The following is a 16,459-nucleotide window of genomic DNA, read 5'->3' on the forward strand; positions in this document are numbered from 1 at the left end:
TATTGGCGCGGCGCATCAGTCGGCCTTGCTCGAGGCTGTTTGCGTATCTGGCGAGCGATAGCCTGGAGCCAGCATTGCGTTCTTCACGCCGTAAAGTGCTAGATGGTCTTTGAGCCACAGGCGATATTCGGGGCCACGCAGATGGTGGTCGGGGGAGCAGTCGACGCTCCAGCGCCGGAGCATGTATCCAGCTGCAGCAGCACGAAGCTTCAGCGCCAGCGCGCCGCCCGTGAAGCCATAGTCGCGTGCAGTGATTTCAGGTCTAGGTTGGTCTGGATGCGGAACCAGCTCGATCTCGATAATTCGTGTCCACTGGATGTCGTCGTCCGGGCGTTCGCCAACCTTGGGATTTTCGTCTAGTGTCCTGGGAGATTCGATCCGGGTGATGACGAAGTCGCGGAACTCTCCGGTCTTGCGGTCGAACGCTCGGACGTGCCAACGTAGGCCGCTGTCAACGAGTGCGAAGGGGACGATCACCCGTTCGGACTCTCCGCTGTTCACTGAGTAGTAGCGGATGGCTACAGGACGCTTGGCGTGGATGGCTCGGCAGATAGGTGCCAGCACATCCATGCAGGGATTGGTTAGTGCAGCAAGGGACTCGCATGGCAATAACGGCTCTGGCTCCCCGTTCACTCCATCACCAAAACCCAACGAGAGCGCCGACAGGACACGCTGCGGTGCGTGCTCGAAGACCGGAACGAAACTCTTACCTATACGGTAGATCTTATTGCTACCGTCGAACTCAATGTTTTGGGGGGCGACCTCACGGTACAGCGCCAGGTCACGTGTTGCCCCCGCCGGTGCCACTCCGAAGCGACTACTCAGATCAGGTCGGCCGATCTGACCAATGAAGTATAGGCGGAAGTCGATGTAGGCGAGCCGCTCTCGTTGTGAATGACTCAGGAGCGTGACGCGTTGAGGGTGCATGGTCAAGCGCTCTCAACCGCCGCAAACGACGGAAAGATCGAGGCCAACTTCACGTTTTCTCATTTGCACACGCCTAATATCATCAAAATGATGACATTATGCGTCTAGGGTCAAGTTTGAGCAAGCGGCCAAATTGTCGACCCGACGGACTCGGGGCCACGGCATTACTAGGTGCGTGCATAGGCGTCGATCCTTATCGGGATCGAACGTCTAGACGCCTGGAGAAAGTGTTACTAAGGAAGAGCACAGCAGCCCGAAGGCCGCCGTGCGCTTAGTATGAGTTAGCGCGGCGTGGTCGTTACCACGTCCCCATTTCCGACGCAGTGACTGCCTCCGGGTCTTCGGCGCTCACCTTTCCGAAGCTGAATTCACAACTCAGACATAGGAAGTTTTTGAGAACGCTCTCATCAATAATTTCTCCCAGCACGGCACCAGCAGAGGCACCGGTAGCACCGCACACAAGCGCACCGACGATGGCGCCTGCTATGCCACCGATAGCGATGCCAGGCGGTCCTGCAACAATCCCGAGGGAAGCGCCCAGCTCCGCGCCACTTGCTGCGCCTAGCCAGCCACGAACCGCGCCAGCAATCGTGCCGATTGAACAGGTGACCATTCTTGCGTAATTTTTAGTGGCGATTTGGTCAGATTCACATCGAGGGCAACGAAGTGTCATTTTTCGATGCTCCTTTGCTCCATCTGTACGGCTGAGAGGTTACGTTCAACATTGGCCCGCTTGTAGTGGTCACGGACGGCGTTACGCCGTACACGCTCCATGTAGCCGATAAAGCTAGCCGTCGATATGACGCCCGCTGCAAAGACGATGACAAATGCAGTGAGATGCTCCAGGGGTGATGGGAATGGTCGCGTGGGTACTCCTTTGAAAGTGAAAATTGAAATGATCCGGACGATTCGTCCACAGAAACGCAAAGAGGGCATACTCCCGCAGCCAAGCTGGCTGCGGGAGTATGCCCTCAATGGGTGAGATTACCTTGCTAAGCCAAGCCAGTCACGCCGACCGACAGTGCCTTAACTTGCCGTTCTCCTTTCAACAATATATTCCTGAAATTTTCTAGCTCGATACGCCTTAACCCGTCAAATACGGTGGCGTCGAACACCATGCCCGCAATGATCAATGGGACGCACCGCAGGTAGTAATTTAAGCTGCTATTCATTTCTGAAATCAATTTTCCTTCTGGCTCCGCCTAGACATGACCTTTACAAGCTGGTACGGTTGTTTGGTTTTTAGTATCAGGTGACACTGTGAACAACGTCGACAGACAGCCTCCAGGCAGCGCAGACCTACAAAAATCATTCGGCATGGAAGCCCGTGATTTCGCTTGCATCCTACTTCCCCATATCGACTATGACTCGCAACTTCGGGCCATAGGTTCCCTGCTCGACCTGCACCGGCAGAACGCAAAGCGCCGCAGCGAAGCAATCCAAGGGATCGAGCGGGAACTGCCGCATCTTAGCGGCGTGCAAAGCGACCTCGCGAGCGACGAGCGGGTCGAGATGCTACATCGGTCCGTTTATGAGGACGCCGCACACAGCATGGCCGCAATCGGAATGCTTGCACCGCTTATCGAGACAATTTTCTACCAAGCATTTCAATCCGCCCGCCCATACTTCGGCGACGCCGCCGAGCAACTTCTTTTTCATCGAAAATTGGAGGCGGATGCGGAGACCCGATGGGATTGCCGATTCATTTGGGCAAAGGGGAAAAAAGTCGGTAACTCAGTCGAAGGCATAATGCAACTGTCCGCCGCAATTGGGCTAGACGAATTTCTGCCTTGCAACATCCGAGAAACGCTGAGCGCAGTCTTCGCTTACCGCAACAAGATGTTCCACCTCGGCTTCGAATGGCCGACGGACGAGCGTAAAAGGTTCAGCGCGAGAATTGTGAGTGAGAAATGGCCAGCGAACTGGTTCGCGTGGGCAACGAGCAATTCCGAGCCTTGGGTCTGCTACATGACAGACACTCTCATTTTTGAGTGCGTCACGCAGATTGGCAACGTATTGCACGGCCTGGGTAGATTCGTCGTCGAAAAGCTTCCAAATCCGACAGGCTGATTGGCTAGAACTGCGTTTCGGGTGAAGAAAGCATGGAGTTGCACTCAGGCAGCAAAATTCATATTTAACCGACCATTGGTTTGATAGTCAACTTGATAGTTACACCCATTGAAATAAGAATTTCAATAATAAAATCAATGACTTACAACCAAAATATGGCGGAAGCGGTGAGATTCGAACTCACGAACGGCTCTCACCGTCGGCAGTTTTCAAGACTGCTGCCTTCAACCACTCGGCCACGCTTCCTAAGTGTGCAGCATTATACAGATTTCCTGCACTAACACCACCTGCCGCCGCCTACGCGGCCCGGCTGGACTGGTCCGGCAGCCAGTTTTCGCGCAGCGCGCGTTCAAAGGCGTCCGCTTCCAGCGGCTTGGAGAACAGGTAGCCTTGCACCTCGTCGCAGCCGGAATTCTTCAGGAAGGCCAACTGTTCCAGCGTTTCCACGCCCTCCGCGATCACCTTGTGCTTTAGCTGCTGGGCGATGCTGATGATGGTGTTGGCGATGGCGCAGTCGTTAGTGTCCTCGGGAATGCCGATGGTGAACGAGCGGTCGATTTTCAGCGTGTCGATCGGGAAGCGTTTGAGGTAGGACAGCGACGAGTAGCCGGTGCCGAAATCGTCCAGCGACAGCGTCACGCCCATGGCGGTAATCCGGTCCATGATGCCGATCACGCGGTCAATGTTGTTCATCAGCGTGCTTTCGGTGATTTCCAGTTCCAGCCACGACGGTTCCAGCCCGTAGCGCCGCAAGGTCTCGCTGACGCGCCCCGGCAGCGCGGCGGTGAACTCGCGCGCGGAGACGTTGACCGCCAGCCGGATCGGCGGCAGCCCGGCGTCTTTCCATACCTGCGCCTGGGCGCAGGCGGTTTCCAGCACCCATTCGCCGACCTGCACCACCAGCCCGGTCGCTTCGGCCAGCGGGATGAATTCGGACGGCGGCACCAGCCCGCGCACCGGGTGGCGCCAGCGCACCAGCGCTTCGGCGCCGATGATCTTGCCGTCGGGGATCGAATACTTGGGCTGATAGTGCAGCAGCAGCTCGCCGTTGCCGAGCGCGTTGCGCAGGCCGGTTTCGATGCGCATCCGTTCCTGCATGCCCTGGTTCATGTCCTGGCTGTAGAAGGCGACATGGTCGCCGTCCGCCCCGCCCTCCTGCTTGGCGCGGTACATGGCGATGTCGGCCAGCCGCAGCAGCGTTTCGGCGTCGGCGCCGTCCTGCGGGTACACGCTGATGCCGATGCTGCCGCCGACGCGCAGGTCGTGGCCGTCAATCAGGATCGGCGCGTTAAGCGTGGCCAGCAGCTTTTGCGCCACCATGCTGGCCTCGAAGTGCTGGCCGATGTCGAACAGGCCGACGGCAAATTCGTCGCCGCCCAGGCGCGCCACCAGATCCTGGTCGCGCAGCACCGAGCGGAAGCGGCGCGCCACCTCGACCAGCAGCGCATCGCCGATGTTGCGGCCCAGCGTGTCGTTGATCAGCTTGAAGCGGTTGAGGTCGATGAACAGCACGCAGCCGTGCGCCTTGTTGCGCTGCGCCACCATCAGCGCCTGGTCGACCAGCTTGGTCAGCAGCGTGCGGTTGGGCAGGCCGGTCAGGGCGTCGTAGTAGGCCAGGTGGTGGATGCGTTCCTCGGCCATCTTGCGTTCGGTGATGTCGGTCAGGTAGGCGATCAGGCCGATCGAGCGGTCGTTGATGTCGCACAGCGGCGACAACGACAGGCTGGCCCAGAACACCTCACCGCTCTTCTTTTTGCGGCGCACCTCCATCAGCCGGCCGCCCTGTTCGAGGAAGGCGTCGTGGAAGCCGAGGTCTTCGTCGTCGTACAGGAACAGGATGTTGCGCCCCACCGCTTCCACCGCCGTGTAGCCGAACAGCCGTTCGGCGCCCTTGTTCCAGCTGATGATGAAGCCGTTCATGTCCATCGTCAGCACCGACTCGTGGATCTGGTCGAGGATCTGCGCCTGGTGCTGCAGCTGCGCCTCGACCTGCACGTAGGCGTGGGTGGTGCGCTGCGCTACCGAGTGCACCTGCAGCACGCTGGCCGCCAGTTGCGCCAGGCTGGACAGGTGTTGCCGGTCCAGATCGCTGTAGGCGGTGCGGCCGGACACCACGAAGCGGCCGAAATAATGCTGGTCGAAGTAGATGTCCTGGCTCAGGCTGGGCACGGCGTCGTCATTGGCGGCCTGGACCGTCTCGATTGGCGGACGCAGCAGCAACGCGGCAGCGTCGGCCGGGATGTACTCGCCCAGCGGGCTGTTGAGCACGGCGCGCACGATGCGCCCCAGCTCCTCGGTCAGGGCGCTGCCGCGCAGGCGCAGCACCGCGTCGCACAGCGCCGCGCTGTTGGTCAGGAAATCGGAGACGGGATGCGCGACCATGGTTCAGATATTCCTGCTGACCTGGATGGCCCAGTGGTAGGCCTGCAACTGCGCTTGCCAGTAGCTTTCGTGGCCAACGCCGGCCTCGGCCAGCGCGGCCGCCCGCGGCGCCTCCACCAGCGTGAGCAGCGCGCCCAGCGGGCCGGTGCGGTCCAGCAGCGCCATCACCACGTCGAGATCGAGGCTGAGGGCGGCGACGATTTCGGTCATCGGCATGGCCAGCAGCACATCCAGCAGCGAGAACACGCCGGCCACGAAGGCCATGTCCTGCCGGTCGCGGTCCCAGCCCTGCTGGCGCGCCAGCACTTCCATCATCGACGCCCGTACCGCCGCCAGCGGCAGCAGCGGGTTGGCCAGGCCGTCGTCCTGCTGGCGCGCGTACAGCAGCAGCTGCAGCCAGCGCTGCAACTGGCGGCGGCCCAGCACGTTGATGGCCTGGCTGAAGCTGTGGATCGGCGAACTGAGCGCGAACGCCGCCGAGTTCACCAGCTTGAGCAGGTGGTAGGACAGCGCCGGATCCTGCTTCAGCAGCACTTCCAGCTCGCGCGTGTCGGCGTCGCGTGCCAGCAGGCCCAGCAGCGCCAGCAGGCGCTTGCGCGAGGTGCCGTCGCCGACGTTGCTGTCCGGCGCCGGATGGCGCGCGTAGTCGCCAGCGAACCAGCTGAAGCCGGCCTTGGCGCAGTCGGCGATGCGCGCCTCGCTGCCCATGTTCAGGGCCAGATGCGGTCCCGGCTGGGCCACCAGCGCCAGCACCGGCGGCAGCGTCAGCGCGGCGTCCACCATCAGCGCGCGGGCGCCGCACATGGTGGCGGCCGAGCCGGCGGCGACGCCGTCGAGGATGATGCGGTAGCCGGCTTCGGCCAAGCCGGCCAGTTTCTTTTGCACCGCCACGTCGGCGCAGGCGTCGGCCGGGACGCGCAGCAAGATGCGGTGGGCAGGCAGGGTGTCGAGGTGGGAGGCGTCCAGCAACTGCGGTTGCGGCACCGGCAGGATGCAGTCCAGGGGGGCCAGCGCGGCGAACACATCCGGTGTTTTCAGCAGCGTCAGCGTGGCCTGGAAGGCGTCGCCGGCGCCGGGCGCGACGTCAAACACCAGTGCCACCCACTCGTGTTGAGCGTTGGAGACTGCTTGTAAGTCCACCAGTGGAAACGGGCTGTTTTCAGGCGCAGACATCAATATCTCATCAGGGTTATGCGCGCCATCTTAGAGCAACAATTGACTTTAAGCAATCAGATACCATGAAGATAGTGAAGCAATTAGCAATATTACCAGTGTAAGACCAATCGACGCCGCGCTTGGTCGGTGCTGGAATATAGCAGATATTGCCGTACAAACACGTTCGATTGAAAAAAGCGCCATCCTCGGCCGAAAAATATAGGCGTTTTCACCACACTTTATTGCAGGTGCTGGACCGCGTAGCGTATCAGCTCGGCCTGCCCCTCGATGCCCAGCTTGCGCTTGATGTTGAGGCGGTGGGTTTCCACGGTGCGCACGCTGAGGTCGAGCGCGCGGGCGATCTGCTTGTTGGACTCGCCGTTGGCGATGTGGCGCAGCACCTCGTGCTCGCGCGAGGTCAGCTGGTTGTCCTGGTGTTGCGGCTGCGCCAGCTGGCGCGCCAGCGCGGCGCTGTAGTAGATGCCGCCGGACATCACGGTCTCGATGGCCACCACGATATCCTTGCCGGGCGCGTCCTTGAGGACGTAGCCGCGGGCGCCGGCCTGGATCGCCTGCGACACGTATTCCAGCTTGTCGTGCATCGACAGGATCAGCACGGCGATGTGCGGGAAGGCCTGCTTGAACAGCGCGGTGGCCTCGATGCCGTTGGTGCCGCGCATATTGATGTCCATCAGCACCAGGTCGACCGGCTGGCGGCCGGCCTGCTCCAGCGCCTCCGCCGCGCCGCCGGCCTCGGCCACCACGGTAAACTGCGGCATCGCTTCCAGGCGCGCGCGCAGGCCGTCGCGCACCAGGGGGTGGTCGTCCACCAGCAGGATTTTGATCGTGTTCATAGCAGGTCAACTGTGGTTGGCGGCGTAGGCGGTCACCACTGTGCCGCCGGCCGAGGATAGGATCGCGAAGCGGCCGCCGATGGCGTCCATCCGCTCCATCATATTGCGCAAGCCGATGCCGCGCTGCGGATGCAGGGCGATGCCGTCGGCGTCGAAGCCGTGGCCGTCGTCGCGGATGCGCAGCGTGACGCCGTGCGCCTCGCCGCGCAGCGCGATGTCGATGCGGCTGGCGCCGGCGTGGCGCTCGATATTGGTCAGCGCCTCCTGCGCCAGCCGGAACAGCACGGTGTTGGCGACGTCCGGCAAGGCGTCGGTGCAGCCGGACGCCTCGAAGTGCACCGGCGTGCCGCTGCTCAGCGTGTACTCCTGGCCGAGGTGGTGCAGCGCGGCGGCCAGGCCGATGTCGTCCAGGATCGCCGGCCGCAGGTTGTGCGAGATGCGGCGCACCTCGGCCATCACGTTGCTGAGCTGGTCGGCGGCGTGCTCGAACACCGCCTGCGCCGCCTGGCGCTGCTCGGGCTTGGGCGAGGTCAGGCGGATGATGCCAGCCTCGATCTGCAGCTTGATCGACACCAGCCACTGGCTGATGCCGTCATGCAGATCGCGTGACAGCCGCGCCCGTTCCTGCTCCTGCGACTCGACCACGCGCTGGGCCAGCACCTTGAGCTTGGCGTCGGCCACGCGCAGTTCGCTGATATTCAGCGCCACGCCGGAGGTGCCCACCGCCACCGCGGCAGCAATGGCGATGCCGGCGATCCACAGCATGGTGTTGTGGATGTTGCCGGACTGCTGGACGTCGATCTTGGCCAGCGCCTGGTCGACGTCGTCCAGATAAATGCCGGTGCCCATCATCCAGCCCCACTTGGGCATGGCGACCACATAGCCCAGCTTGGCGACCGGCTTATGGGTCGATGGCTTGACCCACATGTAACGCTCCAGGCCGCCGCCGGCGCGGGCGCGCTGCAGCAGGTTCTGGATGGTCGGCTGGCCGCGCTCGTCGCGCAGGCCGTACAGGTTCTGGCCGACCAGCTCCGGCTGGCGCGGGTGCATCAGCGTGTTGCCCTGCATGTCGTAAAGGAAAAAGTAACCATCGTCGCCGTAGCTGAGCGAGGCCAGGATGCGCATCGCCTCGCGCCGGGTGGCCGGGTCGTCGCGGCCGGACTCGTACAGATGGGAAATCGAGTGCGAGGCCAGCGCCACGTAGTGCTTGAGTTCGGCCTCCTTGCTGCTCAGGTAAGCTTGCTGGATGGTGGCGCGCTGTTGCTCTGCCAACAACACCGACTGATGGCGCACGGCCAGCGCGATCGCGCACAGCGCCAGGATCAGCGGCGTAATCGCCAGAAAAATCACCTTTTGCCGCAACTTCATCCCGTCCACCCTGTCTATTCTCCAGCCCCGGATTTTACGCCGCCGCGCGCCGGCCGGCCTACGTAGTTGTACGCAGCGCGCTTGCGTAGTGCTGCGCTTGATCCTGATATCAGCTTGCTGAATACTACTTATAAATAAATCCGGGGTCAGGTCCGCCATTTGTACACGGTCTCTGCCGTACGCGCGGGTACGGCAGAGACCGTGTACAAATGGCGGACCTGACCCCGGAGTTGGAGACAACCCTGGAGGAAACATGAGTACCCTACCGAAGACCCTGGCGAGCAAGCTGGGGTGGGCCGCCTTGGCCCTGGCCGGCGCGTCCGCGCTTGGCGTCGTGGCGCTGCACCGCGGCGAGTCGATCAGCGCGATCTGGATCGTCATCGCCGCCGTCTGCGTCTATCTGATCGCTTATCGCTACTACAGCCTGTATATCGCCGACAAGGTGCTGGGCCTGAACCCGCGCCGCCAGACCCCGGCCGGCAAACTCAACGACGGCCTCGACTACGTGCCGACCAATAAATACGTGCTGTTCGGCCACCACTTTGCCGCCATCGCCGGCGCCGGCCCGCTGGTCGGCCCGGTGCTGGCCGCGCAGATGGGCTATCTGCCCGGCATGCTGTGGATCCTGGCCGGCGTGGTGTTTGCCGGTGCCGTGCAGGACTTCATCGTGCTGTTCATCTCGATGCGCCGCGATGGCCGCTCGCTGGGCGACCTGATCAAGTCCGAGCTGGGGCCGATTCCGGGCAATATCGCGCTGCTCGGCACCTTCATGATCATGGTCATCATCCTGGCGGTGCTGGCGCTGATCGTGGTCAAGGCGCTGACCGGCTCGCCGTGGGGCAGCTTCACCGTGATGGCCACCATCCCGATCGCGCTGTTCATGGGCGTGTATGCGCGTTACCTCCGCGTCGGCCGCGTCGGCGAGGTGTCGGTGATCGGCTTCGTGCTGCTGATGGCGGCCATCTTCGGCGGCCAGTACGTGCAGGAAAATCCGGCGCTGGCGCCGATGTTCACCTTCACCGGCACCGAGCTGACCTGGATGCTGATCGGCTACGGCTTCGTCGCCTCGGTGCTGCCGGTGTGGCTGCTGCTGGCGCCGCGCGATTACCTGTCCACCTTCCTCAAGATCGGCACCATCGTCGGCCTGGCGCTGGGCATCCTGATCGTCGCGCCGCACCTGCAGATGCCGTCGCTGACCAAGTTCGTCGACGGCAGCGGCCCGGTGTGGGCCGGCTCGCTGTTCCCCTTCCTGTTCATCACCATCGCCTGCGGCGCCGTGTCCGGCTTCCACGCGCTGATCTCGTCCGGCACCACGCCCAAGATGATCGAGAACGAAACCCACGCCCGCTTCATCGGCTACGGCGCCATGCTGATGGAATCGTTCGTGGCGATCATGGCGCTGGTGGCGGCCTCGACCATTGATCCGGGCGTCTACTTCGCCATGAACTCGCCGGCCGCGCTGCTCGGCACCACGGCCGAGTCCGCCGCGCAGGCGGTGTCGCAGATGGGCTTCTACATCACGCCGGAGATGCTGGTGCAGACCGCCAAGGATGTCGGCGAGCACAGCATCATTTCGCGCGCCGGCGGCGCGCCGACGCTGGCGGTGGGCATGGCCCACATCCTGTCCGGCGTACTGGGCGGCAAGGAGATGATGGCCTTCTGGTACCACTTCGCCATCCTGTTCGAGGCGCTGTTCATCCTCACCGCCGTCGACGCCGGCACCCGCGCCGGCCGCTTCATGCTGCAGGACCTGCTGGGCGCCTTCGTGCCGGCCATGAAGAAAACCGAGAACACCTTCGCCAACCTGGTGGCCACCGGCCTGTGCGTGGCGGCCTGGGGCTACTTCCTGTACCAGGGCGTGGTTGATCCGCTGGGCGGCATCAACACGCTGTGGCCGCTGTTTGGCATCGCCAACCAGATGCTGGCGGCGATCGCGCTGATCCTCGGCACCTGCGTGCTGTTCAAGATGAAGCGCGGCCAGTACGCCTGGGTCACCATCGTGCCGACCGTGTGGCTGCTGCTGTGCACGCTCACGGCCGGCTGGCAGAAGATTTTCGACGCCAACCCCAAGGTCGGCTTCCTGGCCCACGCGGCCAAGTACCAGGCCGCGCTGGACGAGGGCAAGATCCTGGCCCCGGCCAAGTCGGTCGCCCAGATGCAGCAGGTGATCTTCAACGACTACCTGGACGCCTCGCTGGCCGGCTTCTTCGTCCTCGTCGTCTTGAGCGTGCTGATCTTTGGCGCCCGCACCGTGATGGCGGCGCGCGCCAACCACAAGCCGACCGCCAACGAAAGCCCGCTGGTGCTGACCACGGCGCAGGTGCAGTGATGCTGGGCGAGATCGCCAAGGCCGGCCGCTATCTCGGGCAAAGCGTACGCCTGATGATGGGCCTGCCTGACTACGACGCCTACGTCAGCCACCGCGAAAGCACGCATCCCGGCGAGCCCTACATGACGTACGAGGAATTCTTCCGCGAACGGCAGGAAGCGCGCTACGGCGGCGCCGGCAAGCGCGGCGGTTGCTGCTGACCCAAGACCGGCTCCCGCGAGCCGGTTTTTTTTCATATCGCGCGGAACTTTTGAGCGTGCCCATGCATCTAACCCGCATGAACTATGACTACCAACAAGCCTACGCGCGCAATATCGGCTGGGTCACGCGGGAAGAACAGGCGGCGCTGCGCGGCAAGCGCATCGCCATCGCCGGCATGGGCGGCGTTGGCGGCGTGCATTTGCTGACGCTGGCACGGCTGGGCGTGGGCGCTTTCCACATCGCCGATTTCGACACCTTCGACATCGCCAACTTCAACCGCCAGGTGGGCGCCACCGTCTCCTCGCTGGGCCGGCCCAAGGTCGACGTGCTGGCCGAGATGGCGCTGGACATCAACCCGGAACTCAAGCTGGTGCGTTTTCGCGACGGCATCAGCGCCGACAACCTGGCCAGCTTCTTTGAAGGAGTAGACTTGTACGTGGACGGACTGGACTTTTTCGCCTTCAGCGCGCGCCAGGCCACGTTTGCCGCCTGCGCCCGGCTCGGCATTCCGGCAGTGACGGCGGCGCCGCTGGGCATGGGCACGGCGGTGCTGAGCTTCCTGCCCGGCCACATGACGTTCGAGGACTACTTCGGCTGGGGCGACCAGCCGGACATGGAAAAGGCGCTGCGCTTCCTGGTCGGGCTGGCGCCGGCCGGGCTGCACGGCGGCTACCTGGTCGATCCGTCGGCCATCAATTTAAAGGAGCAGCGCGGGCCGTCCACCATCATGGGCTGCGAGCTGTGCGCGGGCGCCGCCGCCACCGAGGCGCTGAAGATTTTGCTGCAGCGCGGCGACGTGCGGCCGGCGCCGTGGGGCTACCAGTTCGACGCCTTCCGCAACAAGCTGGTGCGCACCTGGCGCCCCGGCGGCAACCGCCACCCGCTGCAGCGGCTGATGATGATGCTGGCCCGGCGGCGCCGGCCAGGAGGAGACGCATGAACCGCATCGCACCGCAACTGGACACCACGCTGGAACAGATCCTGGAACTGGCGCGCTGGGCGCCGAGCGGCGACAACACGCAACCGTGGCGCTTCGAGGTGCTGGACGACCGCCGGCTGGTGGTGCACGGCCACGACACGCGCGACCATTGCGTCTACGATCTGGACGGCCATCCGAGCCAGATGTCGATCGGCGCGCTGCTGGAAACCATGGCCATCGCCGCCAGCACCTTTGCGCTGGCAATGCGCGCCATCCGCCACACCGACACGCAGCCGCACCGCCCCACCTTCAGCATCGAATTCCTGTCCGCGCCCGGCCTGGATCCCGATCCGCTGGTCGACGCCATCCTGCCGCGCGCGGTGCAGCGCCGCCCGCTGAGCCGGCGACCGCTGGCGACATCGGAAAAAGCCGCGCTGACCGCCGCGCTGCCGGACGGCTACCGCGTGCACTGGCTGGAGGGCGAGCAGCGCGTGGCCGCCGCCCGGCTGATGTTCCGCAACGCCAAGCTGCGCCTGACGATGCCGGAGGCGCACCAGGTCCACAAGTCCATCATCCAATGGAACGCGCGCTTCAGCGAGGACCGCATTCCCGACCAGGCGCTGGGCGCCGATCCGATGACCACGCGGTTGATGCGCTGGGTCATGCAGGACTGGAAGCGCGTGCACTTCTTCAACACCTGGCTGGCCGGCACGCTGGCGCCGCGCCTGCAGATGGACCTGATTCCCTCGCTGGCCTGCGCCGCCCATCTGGTGCTGGTGGCGCCACGCCGCCCGCAGGGCGTGGACGACTACGTCGGCGCCGGCCGCGCCATGCAGCGCTTCTGGCTGACCGCCACCGCGCTTGGCCTGCAGATGCAGCCGGAAATGACGCCGCTGATCTTCGCGCGCTACGTGCGCGAAGGGCGCGTGTTTTCGTCCACCGCCGGCATGCCGGAGCGCGCGGCGGAACTGTCGCGCGCGGGCGAGGCGCTGGTCGGGCAGCAGGACTGGGAAGCGGCCGTGTTCATGGCCCGCATCGGCGCCGGCGCGCCGGCCAAGGCGCGTTCGTTGCGGCGCCCCTTGCGCGAGCTGCTGGTGGCGGACGGCGGGGCCTGACGATGCGTGCCATCAAGCCCGGCCAGGTGGCTGTCTTCCTGTGCCTGCTGCTGCTGATCCTGGCGCTGGCCATCGGCACCACGGCGCTGGCGTTCGGCGCCCTGCCGCTGGGCGACTTCCGCGGCGTGACGCTGGTGGCGGCAGCGCTCGTGCTGGTTTACCTGTACGCGTTCCTGGTCTACCGCCTGTTCCTGCTGGCGCTGCCACTGCGCGAAGGCGAAGTGGCCGAGCATACGCGCCACGAACTGGTGGCCAACGTCAACATCCTGTTCTATCTGCTGCTGTTCAACTCGCTGATCCGCACCCACTTCATTCCGGTGCCGCTGCAGCGGCTGATCTACCTCGCGCTGGGTGCGCGGCTGGGCAGCAACACCTACAGCGCCGGCGCCCTGCTCGACCCGCCGCTGACGCGCATCGGCAGCAACACCATCATCGGCCACGATGCTGTCATCTTCGCCCACGTGATCGAAGGCGCGCGGCTGGAATTGAAGGCGGTCCACATCGGCGACACCGTCACCATCGGCGCCAAGGCGGTGGTGATGGCCGGCGTGCAGATCGGCGACAACGCCATCGTCTCCACCGGCGCCGTGGTCACCAAGGACACGCGCATCGGCGCCGGCGAAATCTGGGGCGGCATCCCGGCACGCAAGATCAAGTCCGCGCCCGGCCAGACGTGACGGATTTTTTTACACCTGCCGCCGCCATCGCGCCGCGGGGACACGCAAGTCCTTGATTTCACAATGCTTGCCCGCACTGGCAAGGCTTTTGCTCTTCCTCTGGTACGGCCCCGATTCCCGTGGCCCTTTTCGAGGAGCACACATGAAAACCTATCCCCCCGCGCTGGCCGTCGCCATGCTGGCAGCCGCCCTGGCCGCGCCGCTGACCGCCAGCGCCGGCCCCACCCTCGGCCTGGACCCAACCGGCGCCGGTGCCTACAGCACCTATGCCGACCTCTGGACCAACGTCACCGACACCGGCCTGGCCACCGGCTTCGTACCTGGCCGTATTGTCGGCCCCGGCGCCGCCGCGCCCTACCTGACCGAACTGCGCTCGCAAATGGTGGTCGGCACCATGTCGAACAGCAACATCCCCGCCATCGTCACCCCGGCCGGGCTGAACAGCAATTTCGAGATCAGCAAAGTGGTACGCTTCCAGGAACTGGTGACGTCGCAAACCGCCAACACCGTCAACTTTGGCCTGCCGCCGGCGCAATCGGCGGCCATGGACGTCGACCCGCTGCGCGCCGGCGTGCAGAACCTGGCCATCTACCTGGATGACATCACCGACGGCAGCCGCGCCATTCCCGGCAACGGCGGCAACACCGTGCGCTGCTACGGCGCCGGCACCACCTCGACCGGCTGCGGCGGTGGCGGCGGCGATGGTGACGGCCTGCTGATCATGTCCGGCCACCTGGTATTCAACCAGGCCAGCTTCAGCGCCTCGGGCGCGGTGGGCACCGGCTCGTTCGACTCGCGCTTCATGATCGACTATGTCGACACCCGCTACCTGGACGCCGTGACCGGCTCCATCTTTGTCGACCGCTTCACCGGCACCACCAACGTGCCATCGTTCTTCACCCCAACCATGATGTGGGACGGTTCCACGCCCACCACGGTGCCATTCCTGAAGGTGGACTCATCGCAGAGCTTCGCCACCATTCCGGAACCCGCCACGCTGGCACTGATCGGGCTGGGCTTTGCGGGCCTCGCGCTGGGCACGCGCCGCAAAGTGCAGTCCTGACCGCAGCAGCGGTTTTGACAGCGAACCCCAAAAATCGGGTTCGCTTTTTTACGCATGCAGCACCCCGAACAGAAGGGTCTGACCCCGTACGGGGTCAGACCCTGGCGCCGGCGGTGTGCGGGTTGAGCGGGTGCCGTCCGCAGCCCTACGGCTGCAATATGCGCGACAGCAGCCCCGCCAACCTCGCCCCCGCGTCATAGCGCCGAAACTGCCCGGCCACCCGCCCCGCCGCCGCCCGCACCTCCGCGTCCGACAACAAGCGCAACGCCATCTCCCGCAACCGCCCCTCCGCCAACCGATCCGAGCGCAACAACGCCCCCGCCCCGGCCCGCAGCACCCCATCCATATTCAGATACTGGTCCAGATTGCCGGCAATCCCCAGCACCGGCACCCCAGCCGCCAGCGCCTGCTGGCTGGTCGGACTGCCGCCATTACAGATCACCAGCCGCGAACGCTGCGCCGCCAACTCGCCGGGCAGGTATTGGGCTACCCGCGCATTGTCCGGCAACAGCCCGGCATCCACCGTGCCGGCGGTGGCGGCGATCACCGTCACCGGCAACGGCGCCAGCGCCTGCAGCACCCGCGGCAGCAAGGCCCCCTGCCCAGAGCTGCCCAGCGTGACATAAACAATCTCGCGCCCGGCCGGCAAGCCCTCCCACCAGGACGGCACCCCGGTCGGCGGCGACCACATCACCGGCCCCAGATAGCTGTGCGTCGCCGGCAAATCGTGCGCCGGAAACATCTCCGGAATATCGGCATACAGCACATGGTCGGCATCAGTATAAATACGCCGCAAATCCTGCCCCAGCGATGGCAGACGGTAAGCCCGCCGCACGCTATTCAGCGGCCGGCTGTGCAAGGCAAACGCCAGCGGCCGCACCAGATTGAAGACGCGGTCGGCCAGCGCCACCGGCAACACCCGCGCCAGCGCGATCGCCGGCACCCGGTAGCGCTGCGTCACGTACGGACTCCAGTACGCATTGATGACCCCGACATACGGCACCTGCGCCAGCCGCGCGCTGACCGACAGCGACAGCCGGAAATCGCCGATCACCACATCCGGGCTGAGCGTTTGCAGCAGGCGCATATCGTCCTGCACGTAGCGCGACAGCGTGGCGGCGTCGTACACCGGCTTGCCCGCCGCCAGCGCCGCCAGGAAGCGCGCACTGGAAATACTGTACAGCGGCCAGTTGCTGAGCTGGCTGCCCTTGAAGAACATCTCGTAGCCCGGCGCGCAGGCCAGGTGCACGTCGTAGCGTTGCCGGTCCAGCGTGCTTGCCAGCGCCAGCGGACGGCCAACGTGGGCCAGTGTGACCGCCTCGGCCACGAACAGGATTTTTTTGCGTTCCATCCCCACAGCTTGCGGCGCTGGCGCGCACGTTGTTTGAGGCAGCGCAAA

14 protein-coding genes and 1 tRNA gene are annotated in these 16,459 nt (G+C 64.5%); 7 read left to right on the plus strand and 8 right to left on the minus strand.

The window, feature by feature from the left end:
* Nucleotides 1-15 precede the first annotated feature (15 nt).
* A complete protein-coding gene (locus FHW58_RS11430; RefSeq protein ID WP_179673391.1) occupies nucleotides 16-927 on the minus strand; it encodes a WYL domain-containing protein in 912 nt (303 codons plus the stop codon).
* A 298-nt stretch (nucleotides 928-1,225) separates the two neighbouring features.
* The gene (locus FHW58_RS11435; RefSeq protein WP_179673107.1) at nucleotides 1,226-1,600 is read right to left on the minus strand and encodes a hypothetical protein; all 375 of its coding nucleotides are present in this window, start codon (nucleotides 1,598-1,600) and stop codon (nucleotides 1,226-1,228) included.
* Between the two features lie 587 nt (nucleotides 1,601-2,187).
* Here FHW58_RS11435 and FHW58_RS11440 point away from each other — a divergent pair.
* Nucleotides 2,188-2,997: a hypothetical protein gene (locus FHW58_RS11440; RefSeq protein WP_179673108.1), complete on the plus strand. Its 810-nt coding sequence runs from the start codon at nucleotides 2,188-2,190 to the stop codon at nucleotides 2,995-2,997.
* Between the two features lie 156 nt (nucleotides 2,998-3,153).
* On the opposite strand, the gene FHW58_RS11445 is transcribed toward FHW58_RS11440, so the two are convergent.
* From FHW58_RS11445 to FHW58_RS11465, 5 genes are all read right to left on the minus strand, one after another.
* A tRNA-Ser gene (locus tag FHW58_RS11445) sits at nucleotides 3,154-3,243 on the minus strand.
* 51 nt (nucleotides 3,244-3,294) lie between these two features.
* Nucleotides 3,295-5,379 (minus strand): bifunctional diguanylate cyclase/phosphodiesterase, encoded by a 2,085-nt coding sequence (locus FHW58_RS11450; RefSeq protein ID WP_179673109.1) that lies wholly within the window; start codon nucleotides 5,377-5,379, stop codon nucleotides 3,295-3,297.
* A gap of 3 nt (nucleotides 5,380-5,382) precedes the next feature.
* Entirely contained in the window at nucleotides 5,383-6,552 is a 1,170-nt protein-coding gene (locus tag FHW58_RS11455) for an EAL and HDOD domain-containing protein (protein WP_179673110.1), read from the minus strand.
* Between the two features lie 221 nt (nucleotides 6,553-6,773).
* Nucleotides 6,774-7,388, minus strand: coding sequence for a response regulator transcription factor (locus FHW58_RS11460; protein ID WP_179673111.1), 615 nt, complete (start codon nucleotides 7,386-7,388; stop codon nucleotides 6,774-6,776).
* Between the two features lie 6 nt (nucleotides 7,389-7,394).
* A complete protein-coding gene (locus FHW58_RS11465) occupies nucleotides 7,395-8,756 on the minus strand; it encodes a cache domain-containing protein (RefSeq protein ID WP_179673112.1) in 1,362 nt (453 codons plus the stop codon).
* A 253-nt stretch (nucleotides 8,757-9,009) separates the two neighbouring features.
* On the opposite strand from FHW58_RS11465, the gene FHW58_RS11470 reads away from it, so the two are divergent.
* The 6 genes from FHW58_RS11470 to FHW58_RS11495 all read left to right on the plus strand — a co-directional run bounded on the left by FHW58_RS11470 (nucleotide 9,010) and on the right by FHW58_RS11495 (nucleotide 15,060).
* Entirely contained in the window at nucleotides 9,010-11,085 is a 2,076-nt protein-coding gene (locus FHW58_RS11470; protein WP_179673113.1) for a carbon starvation CstA family protein, read from the plus strand.
* Complete coding sequence (locus FHW58_RS11475) at nucleotides 11,085-11,285, plus strand: YbdD/YjiX family protein (protein WP_179673114.1); 201 nt, start codon at nucleotides 11,085-11,087, stop codon at nucleotides 11,283-11,285. The genes FHW58_RS11470 and FHW58_RS11475 overlap by 1 nt, the downstream gene beginning before the upstream one ends.
* A gap of 62 nt (nucleotides 11,286-11,347) precedes the next feature.
* The gene (locus FHW58_RS11480; RefSeq protein WP_229265130.1) at nucleotides 11,348-12,226 is read left to right on the plus strand and encodes a ThiF family adenylyltransferase; all 879 of its coding nucleotides are present in this window, start codon (nucleotides 11,348-11,350) and stop codon (nucleotides 12,224-12,226) included.
* Nucleotides 12,223-13,320, plus strand: a complete 1,098-nt coding sequence (locus FHW58_RS11485; protein ID WP_179673115.1) for a nitroreductase family protein — start codon at nucleotides 12,223-12,225, stop codon at nucleotides 13,318-13,320. The genes FHW58_RS11480 and FHW58_RS11485 overlap by 4 nt, the downstream gene beginning before the upstream one ends.
* A 2-nt stretch (nucleotides 13,321-13,322) precedes the next feature.
* On the plus strand, nucleotides 13,323-13,997 hold the full coding sequence (locus tag FHW58_RS11490) for a DapH/DapD/GlmU-related protein (RefSeq protein ID WP_179673116.1): 675 nt from the start codon (nucleotides 13,323-13,325) through the stop codon (nucleotides 13,995-13,997).
* Between the two features lie 142 nt (nucleotides 13,998-14,139).
* Nucleotides 14,140-15,060 carry a PEP-CTERM sorting domain-containing protein gene (locus tag FHW58_RS11495; RefSeq protein WP_179673117.1) on the plus strand — a complete coding sequence of 307 codons (921 nt, stop codon included), beginning with the start codon at nucleotides 14,140-14,142 and terminating at the stop codon, nucleotides 15,058-15,060.
* Nucleotides 15,061-15,205: 145 nt separating this feature from the next.
* Here FHW58_RS11495 and FHW58_RS11500 read toward each other — a convergent pair whose 3' ends face one another.
* Nucleotides 15,206-16,411 (minus strand): glycosyltransferase, encoded by a 1,206-nt coding sequence (locus FHW58_RS11500; RefSeq protein WP_179673118.1) that lies wholly within the window; start codon nucleotides 16,409-16,411, stop codon nucleotides 15,206-15,208.
* Nucleotides 16,412-16,459: the final 48 nt, after the last annotated feature.

This window comes from Duganella sp. 1224 (assembly GCF_013408245.1).
GTDB lineage: Bacteria > Pseudomonadota > Gammaproteobacteria > Burkholderiales > Burkholderiaceae_D > Rugamonas.

Coding starts and splice junctions, on each gene's coding strand:
- FHW58_RS11470 (WP_179673113.1), top strand. CDS start 9,010: ATGAGTACCCTACCGAAGACCCTGGCGAGCAAGCTGGGGTGGGCCGCC.
- FHW58_RS11480 (WP_229265130.1), top strand. CDS start 11,348: ATGCATCTAACCCGCATGAACTATGACTACCAACAAGCCTACGCGCGC.
- FHW58_RS11500 (WP_179673118.1), bottom strand. CDS start 16,411: ATGGAACGCAAAAAAATCCTGTTCGTGGCCGAGGCGGTCACACTGGCC.
- FHW58_RS11465 (WP_179673112.1), bottom strand. CDS start 8,756: ATGAAGTTGCGGCAAAAGGTGATTTTTCTGGCGATTACGCCGCTGATC.
- FHW58_RS11485 (WP_179673115.1), top strand. CDS start 12,223: ATGAACCGCATCGCACCGCAACTGGACACCACGCTGGAACAGATCCTG.
- FHW58_RS11495 (WP_179673117.1), top strand. CDS start 14,140: ATGAAAACCTATCCCCCCGCGCTGGCCGTCGCCATGCTGGCAGCCGCC.
- FHW58_RS11455 (WP_179673110.1), bottom strand. CDS start 6,552: ATGTCTGCGCCTGAAAACAGCCCGTTTCCACTGGTGGACTTACAAGCA.
- FHW58_RS11490 (WP_179673116.1), top strand. CDS start 13,323: ATGCGTGCCATCAAGCCCGGCCAGGTGGCTGTCTTCCTGTGCCTGCTG.
- FHW58_RS11450 (WP_179673109.1), bottom strand. CDS start 5,379: ATGGTCGCGCATCCCGTCTCCGATTTCCTGACCAACAGCGCGGCGCTG.
- FHW58_RS11475 (WP_179673114.1), top strand. CDS start 11,085: ATGCTGGGCGAGATCGCCAAGGCCGGCCGCTATCTCGGGCAAAGCGTA.
- FHW58_RS11460 (WP_179673111.1), bottom strand. CDS start 7,388: ATGAACACGATCAAAATCCTGCTGGTGGACGACCACCCCCTGGTGCGC.
- FHW58_RS11435 (WP_179673107.1), bottom strand. CDS start 1,600: ATGACACTTCGTTGCCCTCGATGTGAATCTGACCAAATCGCCACTAAA.
- FHW58_RS11430 (WP_179673391.1), bottom strand. CDS start 927: ATGCACCCTCAACGCGTCACGCTCCTGAGTCATTCACAACGAGAGCGG.